The following is a 19,040-nucleotide window of genomic DNA, read 5'->3' as shown; positions in this document are numbered from 1 at the left end:
CCTTGGGGCCGCTGTGCGGCCCGATCGCGACACAAGGCCGCTCCTACAGAAGTGCGCATGCTAATCCACCCGACATTCCGCTTACTCCCAGCCCGCCGCTCTGTTAAAATGCGCCGCCTCAAACGTCTGCAGGCAACACCGTGGCATTTACCTTGGTTGATTGGGCGATCATCGCGATCATCGCCGTCTCCACACTGATCAGTCTCAAGCGCGGCTTCGTCAAGGAAGCCTTGTCCTTGCTCATCTGGATCATTGCCGGCGCGGTTGCCTGGATGTTCGGCGGTTCGCTCTCGGTGTATCTTGAAAGCTACATCCAGACGCCGTCGATGCGCGTCATCGCCGGCTGCGCCATTCTTTTCGTCGCCACCTTGCTGGTGGGGGCCATGATCAACTTCCTCATCGGCGAGCTGATTCGCGTGACCGGGCTGTCCGGCACCGATCGTTTCCTGGGCATGGCCTTCGGCGCCGCGCGCGGGGCCTTGCTGGTGGTGGTGGCCATCGGGCTGATCAGCCTGGGGCCGGTTCAACAAGACACCTGGTGGCAGGAATCACGCCTGATACCACAATTTCTCTTGGTTGCCGACTGGTCGAAAAACCTGATCCTGGGTTTTACCGGCCAGTGGACACCCAGTGGGCTGATCGGCACTCCAGCTGATCTTCCGTTCAAGGAACAGTTGCTCGGGCCGGCAAAGCCCTGAGCACTATTCACTCAAGTTTCGTCAAAGTAGGGGTTGCGTCGCATGTGTGGCATCGTCGGTATCGTCGGTAAGTCGAACGTCAATCAGGCGCTGTATGACGCGCTTACGGTCCTCCAGCACCGCGGCCAGGACGCTGCCGGTATCGTGACCAGCCATGACGGCCGGTTGTTCCTGCGCAAGGATAATGGCCTGGTGCGCGACGTGTTCCAGCAGCGCCACATGCAGCGCCTGGTCGGCAGCATCGGTATCGGCCACGTGCGCTACCCGACGGCGGGCAGCTCGACCTCGGCCGAGGCGCAGCCGTTCTACGTCAACTCGCCGTATGGCATCACCCTGGCACACAACGGCAACCTGACCAACGTCGAGCAGCTGGCCAAGGAGATCTACGAGTCCGACCTGCGCCACGTCAACACCAACTCCGACTCGGAAGTACTTCTGAACGTGTTCGCCCATGAGCTGGCGGTGCGTGGCAAGCTGCAGCCGACCGAAGAAGACGTGTTCGCCGCGGTTTCCCACGTGCACAGCCGCTGCGTTGGCGGTTACGCCGTGGTGGCGATGATCACCGGCTACGGCATCGTCGGCTTCCGCGACCCCAACGGCATCCGCCCGGTGGTGTTCGGCCAGCGTCACACCGACGAAGGCGTGGAATACATGATCGCTTCGGAAAGCGTGGCCCTGGACGTCCTCGGCTTCACCCTGATCCGCGACCTGGCGCCGGGCGAAGCGGTGTACATCACCGAAGAAGGCCAGTTGTACACCAAGCAGTGCGCCGAAGCACCAAAGCTGCAGCCGTGCATCTTCGAGCATGTCTACCTGGCCCGTCCGGACTCGATCATGGATGGTGTGTCGGTGTACAAGGCCCGTCTGCGCATGGGTGAAAAACTGGCCGACAAGATCATGCGCGAACGTCCCGAGCATGACATCGACGTGGTCATCCCGATCCCGGACACCAGCCGCACCGCGGCCCTGGAGCTGGCCAACCGTCTGGGCGTGAAGTTCCGCGAAGGTTTCGTCAAGAACCGCTACATCGGCCGTACCTTCATCATGCCAGGCCAGGCCGCGCGCAAGAAATCGGTACGCCAGAAGCTCAATGCCATCGAACTGGAGTTCCGCGGCAAGAACGTGATGCTGGTGGACGACTCGATCGTGCGCGGCACCACCTGCAAGCAGATCATCCAGATGGCCCGTGAAGCCGGCGCCAAGAACGTCTACTTCTGCTCCGCAGCTCCTGCCGTGCGCTACCCCAACGTCTACGGCATCGACATGCCGAGTGTTCACGAACTGATCGCCCACAACCGTACCACCGAACAGGTGGCCGAGTTGATTGGCGCCGACTGGCTGGTCTACCAGGACCTGCCGGACCTGATCGACTCGGTCGGTGGCGGCAAGATCAAGATCGATCAGTTCGATTGTGCCGTGTTCAACGGTGAGTATGTCACTGGCGATATCGACGAAGCCTACCTCGACCGCATCGAGCAGGCTCGTAACGACCTGGCCAAGGCCAAGAACCAGGCGGTCAGTGCGATCATCGACCTCTACAACAACTGATTTCGGGAGCGACGGCATGACGGATCAATGGGATGCCGGACGACTGGACAGTGACCTCGAGGGTGTCGGTTTCGACACCCTGGCGGTGCGCGCTGGTCAAAACCGTACACCGGAGGCCGAGCACAGCGAAGCGCTGTTCCTGACCTCCAGCTATGTGTTCCGCACGGCTGCCGATGCGGCCGCACGCTTTGCCGGCGAAACGCCGGGCAACGTCTATTCGCGCTACACCAACCCGTCGGTGCGTGCCTTCGAGGAGCGCCTGGCGGCCATGGAAGGCGCGGAGCAGGCTGTGGGCACCTCCACCGGCATGGCGGCGATCCTCGCCGTGGTGATGTCGCTGTGCAGTGCCGGTGACCATGTGCTGGTTTCGCAGAGCGTGTTCGGCTCGACCATCAGCCTGTTCGAGAAGTACTTCAAGCGCTTTGGCCTGCAGGTGGACTACGTGCCGCTGGTCGACCTCGCCGGCTGGGAAAAGGCCATCAAGGCCAATACCAAGCTGCTGATCGTCGAATCGCCGTCCAACCCGCTGGCAGAGCTGGTCGATATCACCGCGCTCAGCGAAATCGCCCATGCCCACGGCGCCATGCTGGTGGTGGACAACTGCTTCAGCACCCCGGCGCTGCAGCAGCCGCTGAAGCTGGGTGCCGACATCGTGTTCCACTCGGCCACCAAGTTCATCGACGGCCAGGGCCGCTGCATGGGTGGCGTGGTTGCCGGCCGTGCCGAGCAGATGAAAGAAGTGGTGGGCTTCCTGCGTACCGCAGGCCCCACCCTCAGCCCGTTCAACGCCTGGATCTTCACCAAGGGCCTGGAAACCCTGCGCCTGCGCATGCGTGCGCACTGCGAAAGCGCCCAGCTGCTGGCCGAATGGCTGGAGCAGCAGGAGGGCGTGGAGAAGGTGCATTACGCCGGCCTGCCGAGCCACCCGCAGCACGAACTGGCCAAGCGCCAGATGAGTGGCTTCGGTGCGGTGGTCAGCTTCGAGGTGAAGGGTGGCAAAGAAGGCGCCTGGCGCTTCATCGACGCTACCCGGGTGATTTCCATCACCACCAACCTGGGTGACAGCAAGACCACCATCGCCCACCCGGCCACCACCTCCCACGGTCGTCTGACGCCGCAGGAGCGTGAGGCCGCGGGTATCCGCGACAGCCTGATCCGGGTTGCCGTGGGCCTGGAAGATGTGGCCGACCTGCAGGCCGACCTGGCGCGCGGGTTGGCGGCACTGTGATTGAAATCCGCGGCGGTACGCCCGGCCATAACGGCCGGGTAGCCCTGGTGACCGGTGCCGCACGCGGCATCGGCCTGGGTATTGCCGCCTGGTTGATCTGCGAAGGCTGGCAGGTGGTGCTCAGCGACCTTGACCGCCAGCGCGGCGCAAAGGCGGCCAAGGCGCTGGGTGACAATGCCTGGTTCATCACCATGGACGTTGCCGACGAGGCCCAGGTCAGCGCCGGGGTGTCGGAGGTGCTGGGGCAGTTTGGTCGCCTGGACGCGCTGGTGTGCAATGCGGCCATCGCCAACCCGCACAACCAGACCCTGGAAAGCCTGAGCCTGGCGCAGTGGAACCGGGTGCTGGCGGTCAACCTCAACGGCCCGATGCTGCTGGCCAAGCATTGTGCGCCGTACCTGCGTGCGCACAATGGGGCGATCGTCAATCTCACCTCCACCCGGGCGCGGCAGTCCGAGCCCGATACCGAGGCCTACGCAGCGAGCAAGGGCGGCCTGGTGGCCTTGACCCATGCCTTGGCCATGAGCCTGGGCCCGGAGATTCGCGTCAATGCGGTGAGCCCGGGCTGGATCGATGCCCGTGATCCGTCGCAGCGCCGTGCCGAGCCGTTGACCGAGGCGGACCATGCCCAGCACCCGACGGGCAGGGTAGGGACGGTGGAAGACGTGGCGGCCATGGTTGCCTGGCTGTTGTCTCGGCAAGCGGCGTTCGTCACCGGCCAGGAGTTCGTGGTCGATGGCGGCATGACCCGCAAGATGATCTACACCTGAGCATTCTGCATATCCTGTACCGGCCTCTTCGCGGGTAAACCCGCTCCCACAGGTACTGCGCAGTTCTCAAGGCCTGTGCAGTACCTGTGGGAGCGGGTTTACCCGCGAAGAGGCCGCCACAGGCTTTTGCTATTTTCTGAAAAAAATTCAATGGGGCTATTGACTTAGCTTCGCCACCTGCGTAAATTTCGCGGCCTCAGCGAAGCAAACGCAACAAGCAACATCGCGAGGGTGATTAGCTCAGCCGGGAGAGCATCTGCCTTACAAGCAGAGGGTCGGCGGTTCGATCCCGTCATCACCCACCACTTCCTGAGATGTTCCTGGTGCTTCAGGTTTCGCAAGAACCGATAGCCAGAGAGGAACGCGCTGCGCAGCGGTAGTTCAGTCGGTTAGAATACCGGCCTGTCACGCCGGGGGTCGCGGGTTCGAGTCCCGTCCGCTGCGCCATTTTTCAGTATCAGATGGGTGCCTGGCACCGGTCTGAAGCCACAAGGTAAACGCCTTGGGCTGATCCCAGTTTCAATCGGGCGAAAGCCTGAACGATACGCAGCGGTAGTTCAGTCGGTTAGAATACCGGCCTGTCACGCCGGGGGTCGCGGGTTCGAGTCCCGTCCGCTGCGCCATCTTCGTTTCAAGGTCCCTTGAACACCTTGAAGCAAACACAAAAGAAGCGATCACGTTATCGCTTTTTTTGTGCCTGTCCTGAGGCCATCACGCCGGAAGGGTAGACCCAGGTTTCAATCGGGCGCAAGCCTGAATGATACGCAGCGGTAGTTCAGTCGGTTAGAATACCGGCCTGTCACGCCGGGGGTCGCGGGTTCGAGTCCCGTCCGCTGCGCCATCTTCACTTCGAGGCCCCTTGAACGTCTCGAAGCAACGAGAAAGCGACCTTAGGGTCGCTTTTTTCGTTTCTGCGTCTGGCAATTGCCGCCCTTGACCCAGATTTACACGAACCTGACAGACTCTTCACCGATCAGCGGTTCCTGTGCCTGCCTGCTGTGTTGCACAATAGGCACCTTCTTGACTTACCCGGAATTCGCAATGACCAGATCTTCCGTCTTTGGTGCGCTCGGGCTGGCCCTGGTGCTGGCGGGCGTGACCGGTTGTTCCTCGAAAAAAGCCGCCGTCTACGAGCACGAGAACTTCGATGACTCGGGCACCTTCTCGCGCAGCTTCCCGGTGAGCGATGCCGGCTCCTGCGAGGCCGCCCGACGCGCCTTGCTCAGCCAGGGTTACATCATCACCAGCAGCGGCGCCAACCAGGTGGTGGGCAACAAGAGCTTCCAGCAGAACAGCGAGAACCACCTGCAGATCAGTTTCAACGTCACCTGTGCGCCGGATGTAAGCGACGAGCAGCGTTCGACCATGTTTGCCAACGCCCTGCAGGACCGCTACGCCCTGAAAAAGTCTAACACCTCCGCCAGCCTGGGCGTTGGTGTACTGGGGTCGGTATCGATGCCGATCGGCTCCAGCGACGACTCGATGGTCAAGGTGGCCAGCGAGACTGTGACAGCGGCGCAGTTCTATGATCGCTATTTCGCCTTGGTTGAGAGCTACTTGCCAAAGCCCAAGGCTAGGCAGGAGAGCAAGGCCAAGGTCGAGGAGCCCGCACAGCAGGTCGACGCGCCAGCGGCTGCCTTGGGGCTGCCGGAGCCGGCCGCCGCAGCGCCGGTGGCACCGGCCCCGGTTGCTGAGCCTTTGGTTGATGCGGCGCCAGCCCCGGCCCCTGTAGCCCCGGCCAGCGAGGCGGTAGCAGCGCCGGTGCTGGATGACAGCCAGGGCTCGCAGCCAGTGGCACCGCCGGCTGAGGCTGCGCCTATTGAAGTACAACAGCAAGCACAGCCTGCCGAGGCCGCTGAGCCCGCGTCCCCCGCCCTCTGATGGCTTGCCTGTAGGGGTAAACCCGCTCCCACAGGTACTACGCAGTTCTCAACATCTGCGCAGTACCGCCATGGGGCAAAATCCTCCGTGCCCATGAACTTGGCCCTGTGCTGTGCAACTGCCCCGGTGCGAACAGCTTACGGAGGTCCCCAAGGCGCGCTGCGGCTTGGCGAAGCCTTCCCAATGCGCTTTTTTCTGGATCGACATCTACAAGGCGTACTTCTTGGCCCCGGCAACACAGATGACAGCCCCCAGCGTCACCACAAGCATCATCCAGCTGACCTGTTCGTGCAGCAGCAACGCTGCCAGCCCAAGCCCCATGAACGGCTGAAAGAGTTGCAACTGGCCCACTGCTGCAATGCCACCCTGGACCAGCCCTCGGTACCAGAACACAAAACCGATCAGCATGCTGAACAGTGAAACGTAGCCGAGGCTGAACCACGCAGGGGCGCTTACTTTGGCGAAGGCATCTGGTGTCGGAAGATTAGTGATTGTCAGTAGTAGCATCAGCGGCAACGCCACCAGCAACGCCCAACTGATCACCTGCCAACCCCCCAACGTCCGCGACAGCCGCGCCCCTTCGGCATAACCCAACCCACAGACGATGACCGCCGCCATCATCAGTAAATCGCCCAGCGCCGATGCCTCCCCACCATTCATAAGCGCATAACCAACGACGATTCCGGCACCCGTCAACGAGAACAACCAGAACAGTGGCCGAGGTCGCTCACCGCCCCGCAGCACGGCAAACCCTGCGGTACACAGCGGCAGCAGCCCGACAAAGACAATGGAATGCGCAGAGGTTACATGCTGCAGGGCCAGTGCCGTCAGCAGCGGGAAACCGATTACCACGCCCAACGCTGTTACCGCCAATGACCACAGGTCACCGCGTTCAGGGCGAGGCTGGCGCAGCACAAGCAAGAAAAGCGCCCCCAACAGAGCGGCAATCGTTGCCCTGGCACAGGTCAGGAACGTCGGTTCGAAGGCCGTCACTGCCACACGGGTGGCCGGCAGCGAGCCGGCGAAGATGGCGACGCCTATGAAGCCGTTGATCCATCCGCTTGTTGATTTTTCCATCGCCCAGTCCTCGATAAGTCTGGGTTCAGTACATCACTGACGCGTTCACCAAGGCCATGTACAATCCAATACAGTTTGACCGAACTGTTATGCACATTAATCCAGCACAGTTGAAGGTGCGATGAAACGCAGTGGAACGCTGATTCGGACCGTCATGGGTGAGGTGCAGGCGAGGATAGCCTCCCGGACCTACACGCCCGGTGCGCGGATCCCTTCGGTCCGGGCAATGGCGCAGGCCATGCAGGTATCGGTTTCTACCGTACTTGAGGCCTATGAACGGTTGATGGCAGAGGGGGTGCTCAGCGCCCGCCCTGGCTCTGGCTACTACGTGGCAGGGCCCGTGGCGCCCTTGGCACTGACCGAACTCGGCCCCAGGCTCGATCGTGAGGTCGACCCGCTGTGGATCTCGCGCCAGTCTCTTGAAACCTCCAGCGATGCGCTGAAACCAGGGTGCGGGTGGCTGCCTGCCTCCTGGATGTACGAAGCCGGCATGCGTAAAGCGCTGCGAGTCGCTGCCCGTTCCGACACGGTAAAACTGGCCGAGTACGCGTCGCCGCTCGGGCATCCGCCGCTCAGGCAGTTCCTGTCGCGACGGCTGGCTGGCATCGGCATCGAAGCCCCGCTGGAACAGATCATGCTCACCGAATCGGGCACCCACGCCATCGACCTGATTTGCCGTTTTCTGCTGGAACCGGGGGACACGGTCCTGGTCGACGACCCCTGCTATTTCAATTTTCACGCACTGCTCAAAGCCCACAGGGTGAACATTGTCGGGGTACCCTACACGCACACGGGCCCGGACATCGAGGCGTTCGGCGCAGCCCTGCTCAGGCACGCACCCAGGTTGTACATCACCAATTCCGGCATCCACAACCCAACCGGGGCCAGCCTGTCCCCGGTCACCGCGCACAGGCTGCTGAAGCTGGCCGACACCTCTAGCCTGGTGATCGTGGAGGACGACATCTTCGCGGATTTCGAGAATACGCCCGCGCCACGGCTGTCTGCCTTCGACGGCCTCTCGCGTGTGATTCAGATAGGCAGCTTTTCCAAGACCATCTCTGCTTCAATCCGATGCGGCTACATCGCCGCCCGTGGTGAATGGATCGAGAGCCTGGTCGACCTGAAGATCGCGACCACCTTCGGCGGCGGACGCTTGGCCGCGGACATCATCTATCAAGCGATTACGGATAGCGGGTACCGAAAACACATGGAAGGTGTCCGCCACCGGTTAGGCGAGGCAATGGACAGAACGGTGCCGAGGCTTCAGGCCATTGGTATCAAGCCGTGGATGATTCCCCAGGCAGGCATGTACCTCTGGTGCCAACTCCCTCAAGGCAAGGATGCAGCAACGCTGGCCAGGGCCTGCCTGAATGAAGGTGTAGTGCTGGCGCCCGGTAATGCGTTCAGCCAGTCCATGACGGCGGGGGATTTCCTGCGCTTCAACGTTGCTCAATCGGGTGACGGCAAACTCTACGAAGTGTTGAAAAGGGCGCTGAGTGCGCAGTCGCCAGAGCACTTAGTGCCTGGCTGAGCTTGTCATGGGGCACACCTGCGGCGACAGAAATGGCTATGGCATGCTTGCGCACTGCACGAGGGAGCGCAGCCAGCACTGCGCACGCGTAGTTCGGCTTGGGCCTGCCGTATAAAGCCTGCATGACCTACAAACGGCTAATATCAAGTAGCACGGGGCTAACGATTGCTGGGCACCGGATCATAAGCTTGTCATGATTCCTTCATCCTTCCTGCCTAGGGTGAGGCGACAGTTACCAGGAAAAATGAGTGAAGAGGGCTTAGGGCTATGGACGAATACCAAGAAGAACTTCTCGAATTCCAGGCTTATGAACTGGACACCCCGGAACCGGCTGACGACGCTACAGAGCTCTAGCCCGCCCGCCGCTGGCTGCGGCGAAACTCTCCCGGTGTAAGGCCCGTCCAGCGCTTGAACGCGCGCTGGAAGGCCTCGGCCGACGCAAACCCCAGCAGATAGGCAATCTCGCCGAAGGCCAACTCCGTATCGCGAATATAGGTCTCGGCCAGGTCGCGCCGTGTTTCACTGAGCAGGTCGCGAAAGCGCGTGCCTTCCTCGGCCAGTTTGCGGCGCAAGGTCCAGGTCGGCAGTTGCAGGTGCAGCGCCACTTCTTCCAGGTCCGGTTCACGGCCACCATTTAGCAACGGGCCCAGCAGGTGGGTAATGCGCTCACCCAGGCTGCGCACCCGCGTACGCTGCAGCATTTCCGCCTCGCACAGCTGTAGCAGGTGCTGCCAGGTGCTCGGGCAATGCCTGGGGTTGGCCAGCTGCAGCGTGGCCCGGCTCAGGCGCAGCTGGTTACCAGCGGCCGCGAACTGCACGGGTGTGCTGCACAGCGGCTGGTAGCGCGCGGCATAGGCGGGTGCGGCGAACTCGATGTCCATATGTTCGGCCTGCACCGCCGTACCGGCCAGGTCGGCAAGCTGGGCGAGCCAGCCGGCAAGTAGCGAATCGACCACGAAACGGTTGTAAGCGTTGTAGGGGCTGATGGAGTAGAAGCGCAGCCAGGCGCCCTGGGCATCTTCCTGAAAACTGGAGTGGCCTCGGTAGTTGGCCGCATACAGCGGCTCAAAGCGCAACAGGGTACGTGCCGCCTCGCCCAGGTTCGGTGCCTGGGCAGCGGTGACCCCGGCCAGGCCGGCATGCGCCAGGCGGCTCAGGCGCCCCATGTGCAGGCCCAGTGCGGCCTCGCCGCACAGCTCGATGGCAGCGTGCCCAAGGTGCATGTAGCGCGGGATCGACAAGCGCGCACCGGCTTCGCCCAGGCGTGCCGCGTCCAGGCCATAGCGGCGCAGCAGCGGCTCGGGGTCGTGGCCCAGTTCACGCAGGGCCTCGGTCAGCGGCTGGACAAAACCAACCGACAGGTCACCCAGGCGCACGCGGGGGCGGGCCATGGGCTTACAACCACAGGTTCAACAGGCGGGCTCCAGGGCTGGGGGTGCCTGCCAGCAATTCACCCGCCTGGCGGGCAAAGCCCTGGCCGTCGCTGCCCTGTTCCCAGAACTGCCCACGCATGAACACGCTCATGCTGCTGACGCTGGTTCCGGCCGATTGGGTCAGTCGCTGCCATGCAGCCTGTTCGCTGACTTCGCCGCGCCGCAAGGGCAGCCCGGCGCTGGCATCCTGATGGCGATTGCCGCGCCAGGGCGCTTGCCAGCTGCCCTTGCCGCTGAGGAACACCGGGTTGGCGATCAGTTGTACTGCCTGTTGGGCCAGTTGTTGGTGGTTTTCCGGGTACCAGCTGTCGCTGCCCACCAGCACGCCCAGGCGCCCGGCAGGGGTTTGCAATACCTGCAGCGGGTGCTGGCGGCCATCATGTACATAGCGGCGCATTTCGCTGTCGGGGAACTGCTGGCGTTGCGGTTGGCCCAGCAGCGAGCCGTCGCCGGCGAACACCACGCTGCTGTTGAACAGCGGGCCGCTGCCGGCATGCAGCACGCCCTGTTTCACGTAGGGGGCGGGCAGTACGATGGAGCCGGCCACCAGGGTGACATTGAATTCCTTGGCCAGGCCACCGAACAGTTGCTGGTAGTCCGCAGCCATCTGCTCGGCTTTCATGCGCAGGTGCGCGTCGGCGCGCCAGTCGTCCCCGTCGGCACGGAGCATGGCCAGGCCATAGCGCAGCGGGTTGCTCAGTTCCAGCCATTGCAGGGCTTCGCGGCTTTGCGTGACTTGATAAAGCTCGTTCTTTTCGCCACGCGCCCACAGCCAGGTGCCGATGTGCTCGGGTAGCACCACCACCGTGCGCGGGCCGACCAGCCCTTGGGTGCGGGCTTGCTCCAGGTAGGCCGCGAGCTTGCGGTGCAGGCGCTGCAGGTTCTGGTAGTCGCCCGGGAACAGCAGCGGTTCGACGCCAAGCAGGTTGCCGTGCTCGCCCGGCACGCCATGGTTCAGCGCTAGTTCGATGCGCAGGTCGGACAGGTAATGGCCTTCCGGGCGCTGCTGGGTCCAGAAACCGTAGCCGCAGAGGGCGGCGATCATCACCAGCGCCAGGGCGCTTGCCAGGAGTTTTCGCATGAAGCAGGACAGCGCCTTGGAAACAAGAGTTTCCTAGGGTAGTCGCGCTGTGCGCGAGGATCAATAACTTGTCAGTTTCGATCATTGAGCCCGTTCAAACGTCTGTTTAATGTCGCAGGCAGACAAACGACGGGGTCCGCCAGCCGGTGAGGCACCCGCATTCCGTGAATACGCCACCTGGGGACCTTTCCATGGCCGCCGACCGCTACCCGCACCTGCTCGCACCGCTGGACCTGGGCTTCACTACCTTGCGCAACCGCACCCTGATGGGCTCGATGCACACCGGCCTCGAAGAGCGCCCGGGCGGCTTCGAGCGTATGGCGGCGTACTTTGCCGAGCGCGCCCGCGGTGGCGTCGGCCTGATGGTCACCGGCGGCATCGCGCCCAACGATGAGGGTGGGGTGTATTCCGGGGCGGCCAAGCTCAGCACCGAGGAAGAAGCCGACAAGCACCGCATCGTCACCGAGGCGGTACACGCTGCCGGCGGCAAGATCTGCCTGCAGATCCTGCATGCCGGGCGCTACGCCTACAGCCCGCGCCAGGTGGCGCCCAGCGCGATCCAGGCGCCAATCAACCCGTTCAAGCCCAAGGAACTGGACGAGGCGGGTATCGAGAAGCAGATCGCCGACTTCGTCAATTGCGCGGTGCTGGCCCAGCGCGCCGGTTACGACGGCGTCGAGATCATGGGTTCGGAAGGCTACTTCATCAACCAGTTCCTCGCCGCCCACACCAACCACCGCACCGACCGCTGGGGTGGCAGTTATGAAAACCGCATGCGCCTGGCGGTGGAGATCGTCAGCCGGGTGCGCGGCGCGGTCGGGCCGAATTTCATCATCATCTTCCGCCTGTCGATGCTCGATCTCATCGAGGGCGGCAGCACCTGGGATGAAATCGAGCTGCTGGCCAAGGCCATCGAGAAGGCCGGCGCGACGTTGATCAATACCGGCATCGGCTGGCACGAAGCGCGTATACCGACCATTGCCACCAAGGTGCCGCGCGCGGCATTCAGCAAGGTCACCGCCAAGTTGCGCGGCGTGGTGAACATTCCGCTGATCACCACCAACCGCATCAATACTCCGGAGGTGGCCGAGGCGGTGCTGGCCGAAGGCGATGCCGACATGGTCTCGATGGCACGTCCGTTCCTGGCCGACCCGGACTTCGTCAACAAGGCCGCTGCTGGCCGCGGCGACGAGATCAACACCTGCATCGGCTGCAACCAGGCCTGCCTGGACCATACTTTCGGCGGCAAGCTGACCAGTTGCCTGGTCAACCCGCGTGCCTGCCACGAGACCGAGCTCAACTACCTGCCTGTGCGCACCGTGAAGCGCATTGCCGTGGTCGGCGCAGGCCCGGCCGGCCTGGCGGCGGCCACGGTGGCGGCCGAGCGCGGCCACGCGGTGACCCTGTTCGATGCCGCCAGCGAGATCGGCGGGCAGTTCAATGTGGCCAAGCGGGTACCGGGAAAGGAAGAGTTCCATGAAACCCTGCGTTACTTCCGCAACAAGGTCAAAAGCACGGGCGTGGACTTGCGCCTGAACACCCGGGTCAATGTGCAGTCCCTGGTGGACGGTGGCTACGACGAGATCATCCTGGCCACCGGCATCGCCCCGCGCACACCGGCCATCCCCGGTGTCGAGCATGCCAAGGTGCTCAGCTACCTCGACGTGCTGCTCGAGCGCAAGCCGGTGGGCAAGGCTGTCGCGGTGATTGGCGCGGGTGGCATCGGTTTCGACGTTTCCGAGTACCTGGTGCATCAGGGCGTTGCCACCAGCCAGGACCGAGAGGCGTTCTGGAAGGAGTGGGGTATCGACACCCATCTGCAGGCGCGTGGTGGCGTGGCCGGGATCAAGGCCGAGCCGCATGCCCCGGCGCGGCAGGTGTACCTGTTGCAGCGCAAGAAATCCAAGGTGGGTGACGGCCTGGGCAAGACCACTGGCTGGATTCACCGCACCGGGTTGAAGAACAAGCGGGTGCAGATGCTCAACAGCGTCGAGTACCTGGGCATCGACGATGCGGGCCTGCACATTCGCGTGGCCGATGGCGAGCCGCAGGTACTGGCGGTGGACAACGTAGTGATCTGTGCCGGGCAGGAACCGCTGCGCGAGCTGCAGGACGGGCTGGTGGCGGCGGGGCAGTCGGTGCACCTGATTGGTGGGGCCGATGTGGCGGCCGAGCTGGATGCCAAGCGGGCGATCAACCAGGGTTCGAGATTGGCGGCTGAGCTCTGAGATCGCCGGGGCCGCTTTGCGGCCCATCGCCGGCAAGCCGGGCTCCCACAGGTACAGCGTGATGCTTGAGGTTGGCGCTGTACCTGTGGGAGCCCGGCTTGCCGGCGATGGGCTGCAAAGCAGCCCCCAGGCGTTCACTGGTAAACTCGCGCGATGCAATTTGACCTCCCCCAACCCCCCCTGCAGCCCCTGACCCTGCCCTGGCTCCAACAAGCCCAGGTAGAAGCCGCCATCCTGCGCCTGGACCTGATCGATCCGCTGATCAGCGGCAACAAATGGTTCAAGCTACGCCATCACCTGCAACAGGCCAGCGCCAGCAACGCCTCGGGCCTGATCAGCCTCGGCGGCAACCATTCCAATCACCTGCACGCCCTGGCCGCTGCCGGCAAGCGCTTCGGCTTCGCCACCGCCGGCCTGCTGCGTGGTCACGCCCAGGACACGCCAACCGTGCGTGACCTGCAGGCGCTGGGCATGGAACTGCACTGGCTGGGCTATGGCGGCTACCGCGCACGAAACCAAGCGGGTTTCTGGGACCCTTGGCAGGCACGCTACCCGGGTTGGCACTGCATCTCCGAAGGGGGAGGCGGGCTTGCCGGTGCACAGGGCTGCGCGCTGATCATGCAGCAGGCACGGGCACAGATCGCGGCGTTGGGCTGGTCGGGCTACGACGCCTGGTGGCTGGCTGCCGGAACGGGGACTACCCTGGCCGGTCTGGTAATGGCCGAGGCGGGCGCACATGTGGTGCATGGTGCATTGGCGGTACCCAGGGACCATGGCGTGCCGGAGGCGGTAGCAGCACTGGCCGGCGCGCATGGCTACAAGCTGCACGACGCCTGCCGTGGCGGTTTCGGCAAATTCGACGCTGATCTGCTGGCGTTCATCGCTGATTGCGAGCGGCACACCGGCGTGCCGCTCGAAGCCCTCTACACCGGCAAGGCCCTGCTGGCCCTGCGTGAGAAGGTCGAGGCCGGGCTGTTCGCGCCCGGCACCCGCCTGATCGTGGTGCACACCGGCGGCCTGCAGGGCCGGCGCGGTTACTTGTAGGGCAGCATGCGCAGCAGCGTGTTGTCGCGCTGCACATAGTGGTGATAGAGCCCGGCCAGCGCGTGCAGGCCGATCAGCCAGTAGCCCCAGCTGCCGATGCGTTCATGCCAGCCTTTGATGAACTTGGCCTGATCCGGGTTCGGGCCGATCAGGTGCGGCAGCTCCAGGCCGAAGAACGGCACTGGTTTGTCGGCGGCGCTGAGGATCAGCCAGCCGGCCAGCGGCAGGATGATCATCAGCAGGTACAATGCCAGGTGCATCAGGTGCGCGAGGCCGGTCTGCCAGGCCGCAGGCTTGGGCACGATGGGTGGAGTCGGGCGGCTCAGGCGGATGGCCAGGCGCAACCAGACCAGCACGAACACGCTGAGCCCGAGCATGAAGTGCAGGTCCTTCATCAGGTTGCGTTCGACGCTGTCCTTGGGGAACAGGCCACGCAGTTCGATTAGGGCGTAGACAGCGGCCAGCAGCACCAGCATCAGCCAGTGCAGGGCGATGGACAGGCGCGCGTAATGGGTCGCGGGGGTGGATGAAACCATGATCGGTCCTCGTCATCAGGTCGGAATAGCGCTCTTGCCGGCGCTCAGGAAGTACTGTAGTGGCTACGGGGTAACAAATCTTTGCGCCAGGTCTGTGAAAATTGTGTTGTCTGCACCGGTCCTTTCGCGGGTGAACCCGCTCCCACAGGCACAGCGCTGAGCCAGAGACCTGTGCAGTACCTGTGGGAGCGGGCAAGCCCGCGAAGAGGCCGGAACAGCCTGCATCATGCCTTGGATGTAAATGGCCAACTGTCAGCCACCAGAAACACCCGCTCGGCCTCCTGCCACGCCCCGTCAGCCTCTTGCTCCAACCTCACCAGCAACTGCGCCGGAGCCTGCCGTTCCAGCAAATGCAGCCACGCCGCAAACTGCTCCACCGCCCAGCACTCATGCGCCTCGACCCGCGCCGGCGCCAGCCAGGCATGCCGTTGCAGCGGCTGCCATTGCTCACCTTCGCCCATGACCCAGTCCCGCCGCCGCAGCCAGCGCCCGCGCAAGTGCTGCGGGTTGGCGCCCTGTGGTGGCTGCGCATGCCCGGGCCACGGGTAGAACAGATAGCCACCCAGCCACACATGCGCCTGCACCTGCTCCACCCCCAGCCGGGCCAGCACCTCGCGGCTGTGCGCCCCCGCCGACATGGGCAACTGGTGCCGTGCGAGGTGCGCCAGTTTGCTTCCCAGTCGGTCATGGCAGCCTGGCCCTAGCCAGGTGTCGGGGTCGTGCCCGGGGTGTTCCGGACCCAGGTACAGCTTGATGGCCAGTTCCAGGTGGTGCACACCATCGCGGTCGCGCAGCACCACATCCAGCTCGCCCAGGGTGCGCCCGCCTTCGCGAATCGCCAGGTTGGCCGCCAGCAGTTCGATGCCCGGGGCCTGGCCCAGGGCGAATTGCCACAGCCGTTCGTAGTAGTGCCCCAGGCGCCGGCTGCCTAGCTGCGCCAGCCAGTCGCGCAGTGGGCGATCATCGTCATCCAGCGCCCGCAGCCAGTCTGCCAGGCGCTGTGGCTGGTCCGCCCACAGGCTACCCGCCAGCGGGTGGCGCTGGGGGCAGGGCGGGGCGCTGAGCAACGGGGGCGACAGCAGGGCCCAGGCCAGGTCGCGCACGTTGGGGCGGCGTAGCTGCCGGGGCAGGTCGTGGAGCAGGGCGAATGGCATCATCCTGCGAGCATAGCCGGTTTGCCGCTACCCGGTGGTTTCGCCCATAATCGCGGCATAGTCACCCGCCGCAGAGCCTCGCAGGAGCCCCATGGAGCAATTTCGCAATATCGGTATCATTGGCCGCCTTGGCAGCTCCCAGGTGCTCGACACCATTCGCCGACTGAAAAAATTTCTTATCGAGCGCCACCTGCACGTGATCCTCGAGGACACCATCGCCGAAGTGTTGCCTGGCCATGGCCTGCAAACTTCCACCCGCAAGCTGCTGGGCGAGGTCTGTGACCTGGTCATCGTGGTCGGCGGCGACGGCAGCCTGCTGGGCGCCGCCCGCGCCCTGGCCCGGCACAACATTCCGGTGCTGGGCATCAACCGTGGCAACCTGGGCTTCCTCACCGACATCCGCCCCGACGAGCTGGAAGAGAAGGTCGCCGAAGTGCTCGACGGCCACTACCTGGTGGAAAACCGCTTCCTGCTGCAGGCCGAGGTACGCCGCCACAACGAAGCCATCGGCCAGGGTGATGCGCTGAACGATGTGGTGCTGCACCCGGGCAAGTCCACGCGCATGATCGAGTTCGAGATCTACATCGATGGCCAGTTCGTCTGCAGCCAGAAGGCCGACGGCCTGATCGTCGCCACCCCCACCGGCTCCACCGCCTACGCGCTGTCGGCCGGCGGCCCGATCATGCACCCCAAGCTCGACGCCATCGTCATCGTGCCGATGTACCCGCACACCCTGTCAGGCCGGCCGATCGTGGTCGACGGCAACAGCGAACTGAAGATCGTGGTGTCCAAGGACCTGCAGATCTACCCGCAGGTATCCTGTGACGGCCAGAACCACTTCACCTGTGCCCCCGGCGACACCATCACGGTGAGCAAGAAACCGCAGAAGCTGCGCCTGATCCACCCGCTGGACCACAATTACTACGAGGTCTGCCGCACCAAGCTCGGCTGGGGCAGCCGGCTGGGGAGCAGGGACGACTGATGCTCGATCCGGCGCGTAGTTTCGACATCATCGGTGACGTGCACGGTTGTGCGCTGACCCTTGAACGCCTGCTCGACGCCCTCGGTTACAAGCGTGTGGCAGGCGTGTGGCGCCACCCGCGGCGCCAGGCGCTGTTCCTTGGCGACATCGTCGACCGCGGGCCACGCATCCGCGAGGCGCTGCACATCGTCCACGACATGGTCGAGGCCGGCCAGGCGTTCTGCATCATGGGCAACCACGAGTACAACGCGCTGGGCTGGGTCACCCCGGCACTGCCTGGCAGCGGCAAGGCCTTTGTGCGCGAGCATACGCCACGCCACGCCCGGCTGATCGACGAAACCCTGACCCAGTTCGCCCACCACCCCGCTGACTGGCACGACTTCGTCAACTGGTTCTACGAATTGCCGCTGTTCGTCGACGCCGGGCGTTTCCGCCTGGTGCATGCCTGCTGGGACCCGCGGCTGATCGAGCCGCTGCGCCAGCAGTACCCCGACGGGCGCATCGACGAACACTTCATCCAGGCCTCGGCGGTGAACGGCAGCTTTGCCGCCACCGTGTGCAACCGCCTGCTGCGCGGTACCGACATGCGCCTGCCGGACGGCCTGACCCTCACCGGTGGCGACGGCCTGACCCGTGCCTTCTTCCGTACCAAGTTCTGGGAAGAAGACCCGCAAACCTACGGCGACATCGTGTTCCAGCCAGACGCCCTGCCCGCGGAAGTGGCCAGCACCCCGCTCAGTCACAGCCAGAAGAACGCCTTGCTGCGCTATGCCGAAGACGAGCCCATGCTGTTCGTCGGCCATTACTGGCGCAGCGGCCGCCCGGCGCCGATCCGCGCCAACCTGGCCTGCCTGGACTACAGCGCCGTGCTCTATGGCAAGCTGGCAGCCTACCGGCTGGATGATGAAACCCGCATCGACCCGCACAAGTTCGTCTGGGTCGACGTCGACCGCCCACAGGCCAACCAATGAACATTATCGAAGTGATGCGCCTGCCGCTGTCGGTCGACCTCAGCGGCTTCGTTCACCTGCTGCAGCGCTTGCAGGTGCCGCACCGGGTCAGCGAGGAGGGCGATGCCCAGGTGCTCTGGGCCCCCGACACCCTGGCCGCAGACGTCCGCGAACTCTACCAGCGCTACCCCGACGGCAACGCCGACCTGCCGGCCACCACCGATCCTGTGGGAGCGGGCGAGCCCGCGAAAGGGCCCTCCCTGGCAGAACAGGCCAAAGCCTGCAAAGTCACCACTATCACCCTGCTGCTGTGCTTCATCGTCGCCGGCCTCACCGGCCTTGGCGACAATTTCACCACCATCAGCTGGTTCACCTTCCTCGATTTCCGCGTCCAGGGCGACTACCTGTACTTCAACCCGCTGGCGCAAAGCCTGGACCAAGGCCAGTGGTGGCGCCTGGTATCGCCCATGCTGCTGCATTTCGGCGTGCTGCACCTGGCCATGAACAGCCTGTGGTACTGGGAGCTGGGCAAACGCATCGAACTGCGCCAGGGCCCGTGGGCGCTGCTGGGCCTGACCCTGCTGTTCAGCCTGGTGTCCAACCTGGCCCAGCATTACAGCAGCGGGCCGAGCCTGTTCGGCGGCCTGTCCGGCGTGCTGTACGGCCTGCTCGGGCACATCTGGCTGTACCAGTGGCTGGCACCCGACCGTTACTTCAACCTGCCCAAGGGCGTGCTAGTGATGATGCTGATCTGGCTGGTGGTGTGCCTGAGCGGCGTGATCGACACCCTGGGCCTTGGCCAGATCGCCAACGCTGCCCACGTCGGCGGGCTGCTCATCGGATGCCTGACCGGGCTCTTGGGTGGGGCGCTGGCCCGGCGTAAACTGTCGGCTTGAATC

16 protein-coding genes and 4 tRNA genes are annotated in these 19,040 nt (G+C 64.1%); 15 read left to right on the top strand and 5 right to left on the bottom strand.

Annotation, left to right across the window (positions count from 1 at the left end):
• The first annotated feature begins 140 nt into the window (after positions 1-140).
• The 9 genes from CAG18_RS24125 to CAG18_RS24085 all read left to right on the top strand — a co-directional run bounded on the left by CAG18_RS24125 (position 141) and on the right by CAG18_RS24085 (position 6,125).
• The gene (locus CAG18_RS24125) at positions 141-698 is read left to right on the top strand and encodes a CvpA family protein (RefSeq protein WP_013971612.1); all 558 of its coding nucleotides are present in this window, start codon (positions 141-143) and stop codon (positions 696-698) included.
• Between the two features lie 42 nt (positions 699-740).
• The gene (gene purF, locus CAG18_RS24120) at positions 741-2,246 is read left to right on the top strand and encodes an amidophosphoribosyltransferase (RefSeq protein ID WP_013971613.1); all 1,506 of its coding nucleotides are present in this window, start codon (positions 741-743) and stop codon (positions 2,244-2,246) included.
• Between the two features lie 16 nt (positions 2,247-2,262).
• Complete coding sequence (locus tag CAG18_RS24115; protein ID WP_085721706.1) at positions 2,263-3,474, top strand: O-succinylhomoserine sulfhydrylase; 1,212 nt, start codon at positions 2,263-2,265, stop codon at positions 3,472-3,474.
• Positions 3,471-4,244, top strand: coding sequence for an SDR family oxidoreductase (locus CAG18_RS24110; RefSeq protein ID WP_013971614.1), 774 nt, complete (start codon positions 3,471-3,473; stop codon positions 4,242-4,244). Before CAG18_RS24115 ends, CAG18_RS24110 begins: the two co-directional genes overlap by 4 nt.
• Positions 4,245-4,473: 229 nt before the next feature.
• A tRNA-Val gene (locus CAG18_RS24105) sits at positions 4,474-4,549 on the top strand.
• A gap of 65 nt (positions 4,550-4,614) precedes the next feature.
• A tRNA-Asp gene (locus CAG18_RS24100) sits at positions 4,615-4,691 on the top strand.
• Positions 4,692-4,790: 99 nt separating this feature from the next.
• Positions 4,791-4,867: transfer RNA gene (locus CAG18_RS24095), tRNA-Asp, on the top strand.
• A gap of 141 nt (positions 4,868-5,008) precedes the next feature.
• Positions 5,009-5,085 (top strand) — tRNA-Asp (locus CAG18_RS24090).
• A gap of 200 nt (positions 5,086-5,285) precedes the next feature.
• Positions 5,286-6,125, top strand: a complete 840-nt coding sequence (locus tag CAG18_RS24085) for a DUF2242 domain-containing protein (RefSeq protein WP_085721705.1) — start codon at positions 5,286-5,288, stop codon at positions 6,123-6,125.
• Between the two features lie 207 nt (positions 6,126-6,332).
• Here CAG18_RS24085 and CAG18_RS24080 read toward each other — a convergent pair whose 3' ends face one another.
• On the bottom strand, positions 6,333-7,202 hold the full coding sequence (locus CAG18_RS24080; RefSeq protein WP_013971616.1) for a DMT family transporter: 870 nt from the start codon (positions 7,200-7,202) through the stop codon (positions 6,333-6,335).
• A gap of 121 nt (positions 7,203-7,323) precedes the next feature.
• Here CAG18_RS24080 and CAG18_RS24075 point away from each other — a divergent pair, with 121 nt between their 5' ends.
• Complete coding sequence (locus tag CAG18_RS24075; RefSeq protein ID WP_085721704.1) at positions 7,324-8,733, top strand: PLP-dependent aminotransferase family protein; 1,410 nt, start codon at positions 7,324-7,326, stop codon at positions 8,731-8,733.
• 350 nt (positions 8,734-9,083) lie between these two features.
• Here the strand turns inward: CAG18_RS24075 and CAG18_RS24070 are convergent, their stop codons facing one another.
• Together CAG18_RS24070 and CAG18_RS24065 are read right to left on the bottom strand one after the other, a co-directional pair.
• A complete protein-coding gene (locus CAG18_RS24070) occupies positions 9,084-10,124 on the bottom strand; it encodes an AraC family transcriptional regulator (RefSeq protein WP_015269441.1) in 1,041 nt (346 codons plus the stop codon).
• 4 nt (positions 10,125-10,128) lie between these two features.
• Complete coding sequence (locus tag CAG18_RS24065) at positions 10,129-11,247, bottom strand: nitrilase-related carbon-nitrogen hydrolase (RefSeq protein ID WP_013971619.1); 1,119 nt, start codon at positions 11,245-11,247, stop codon at positions 10,129-10,131.
• A gap of 191 nt (positions 11,248-11,438) precedes the next feature.
• Between CAG18_RS24065 and CAG18_RS24060 the strand changes: the two genes are divergently transcribed.
• Positions 11,439-13,475: an NADPH-dependent 2,4-dienoyl-CoA reductase gene (locus tag CAG18_RS24060; protein ID WP_015269443.1), complete on the top strand. Its 2,037-nt coding sequence runs from the start codon at positions 11,439-11,441 to the stop codon at positions 13,473-13,475.
• A 153-nt stretch (positions 13,476-13,628) separates the two neighbouring features.
• Positions 13,629-14,519, top strand: a complete 891-nt coding sequence (locus tag CAG18_RS24055; RefSeq protein WP_085721703.1) for a 1-aminocyclopropane-1-carboxylate deaminase/D-cysteine desulfhydrase — start codon at positions 13,629-13,631, stop codon at positions 14,517-14,519.
• On the opposite strand, the gene CAG18_RS24050 is transcribed toward CAG18_RS24055, so the two are convergent.
• Both CAG18_RS24050 and CAG18_RS24045 read right to left on the bottom strand, forming a co-directional pair.
• A complete protein-coding gene (locus tag CAG18_RS24050; RefSeq protein WP_003260150.1) occupies positions 14,510-15,055 on the bottom strand; it encodes a cytochrome b in 546 nt (181 codons plus the stop codon). The two genes, CAG18_RS24055 and CAG18_RS24050, sit on opposite strands and share 10 nt — an antisense overlap.
• 224 nt (positions 15,056-15,279) lie before the next feature.
• A complete protein-coding gene (locus CAG18_RS24045) occupies positions 15,280-16,212 on the bottom strand; it encodes a DUF1853 family protein (RefSeq protein WP_085721702.1) in 933 nt (310 codons plus the stop codon).
• Positions 16,213-16,300: 88 nt separating this feature from the next.
• On the opposite strand from CAG18_RS24045, the gene CAG18_RS24040 reads away from it, so the two are divergent.
• The 3 genes from CAG18_RS24040 to CAG18_RS24030 are packed head-to-tail and all read left to right on the top strand — an operon-like array spanning position 16,301 to position 19,037.
• Complete coding sequence (locus CAG18_RS24040) at positions 16,301-17,191, top strand: NAD(+) kinase (protein WP_013971624.1); 891 nt, start codon at positions 16,301-16,303, stop codon at positions 17,189-17,191.
• Positions 17,191-18,162 carry a metallophosphoesterase gene (locus CAG18_RS24035; RefSeq protein WP_013971625.1) on the top strand — a complete coding sequence of 324 codons (972 nt, stop codon included), beginning with the start codon at positions 17,191-17,193 and terminating at the stop codon, positions 18,160-18,162. The genes CAG18_RS24040 and CAG18_RS24035 overlap by 1 nt, the downstream gene beginning before the upstream one ends.
• Positions 18,159-19,037, top strand: coding sequence for a rhomboid family intramembrane serine protease (locus CAG18_RS24030; RefSeq protein WP_085721701.1), 879 nt, complete (start codon positions 18,159-18,161; stop codon positions 19,035-19,037). Before CAG18_RS24035 ends, CAG18_RS24030 begins: the two co-directional genes overlap by 4 nt.
• Positions 19,038-19,040 lie beyond the last annotated feature (3 nt).

Source organism: Pseudomonas sp. B22(2017) (assembly GCF_002113105.1).
Classification (GTDB): Bacteria; Pseudomonadota; Gammaproteobacteria; order Pseudomonadales; family Pseudomonadaceae; genus Aquipseudomonas; species Aquipseudomonas asiatica.
This window is presented reverse-complemented; position numbering and strand designations above follow the sequence as displayed.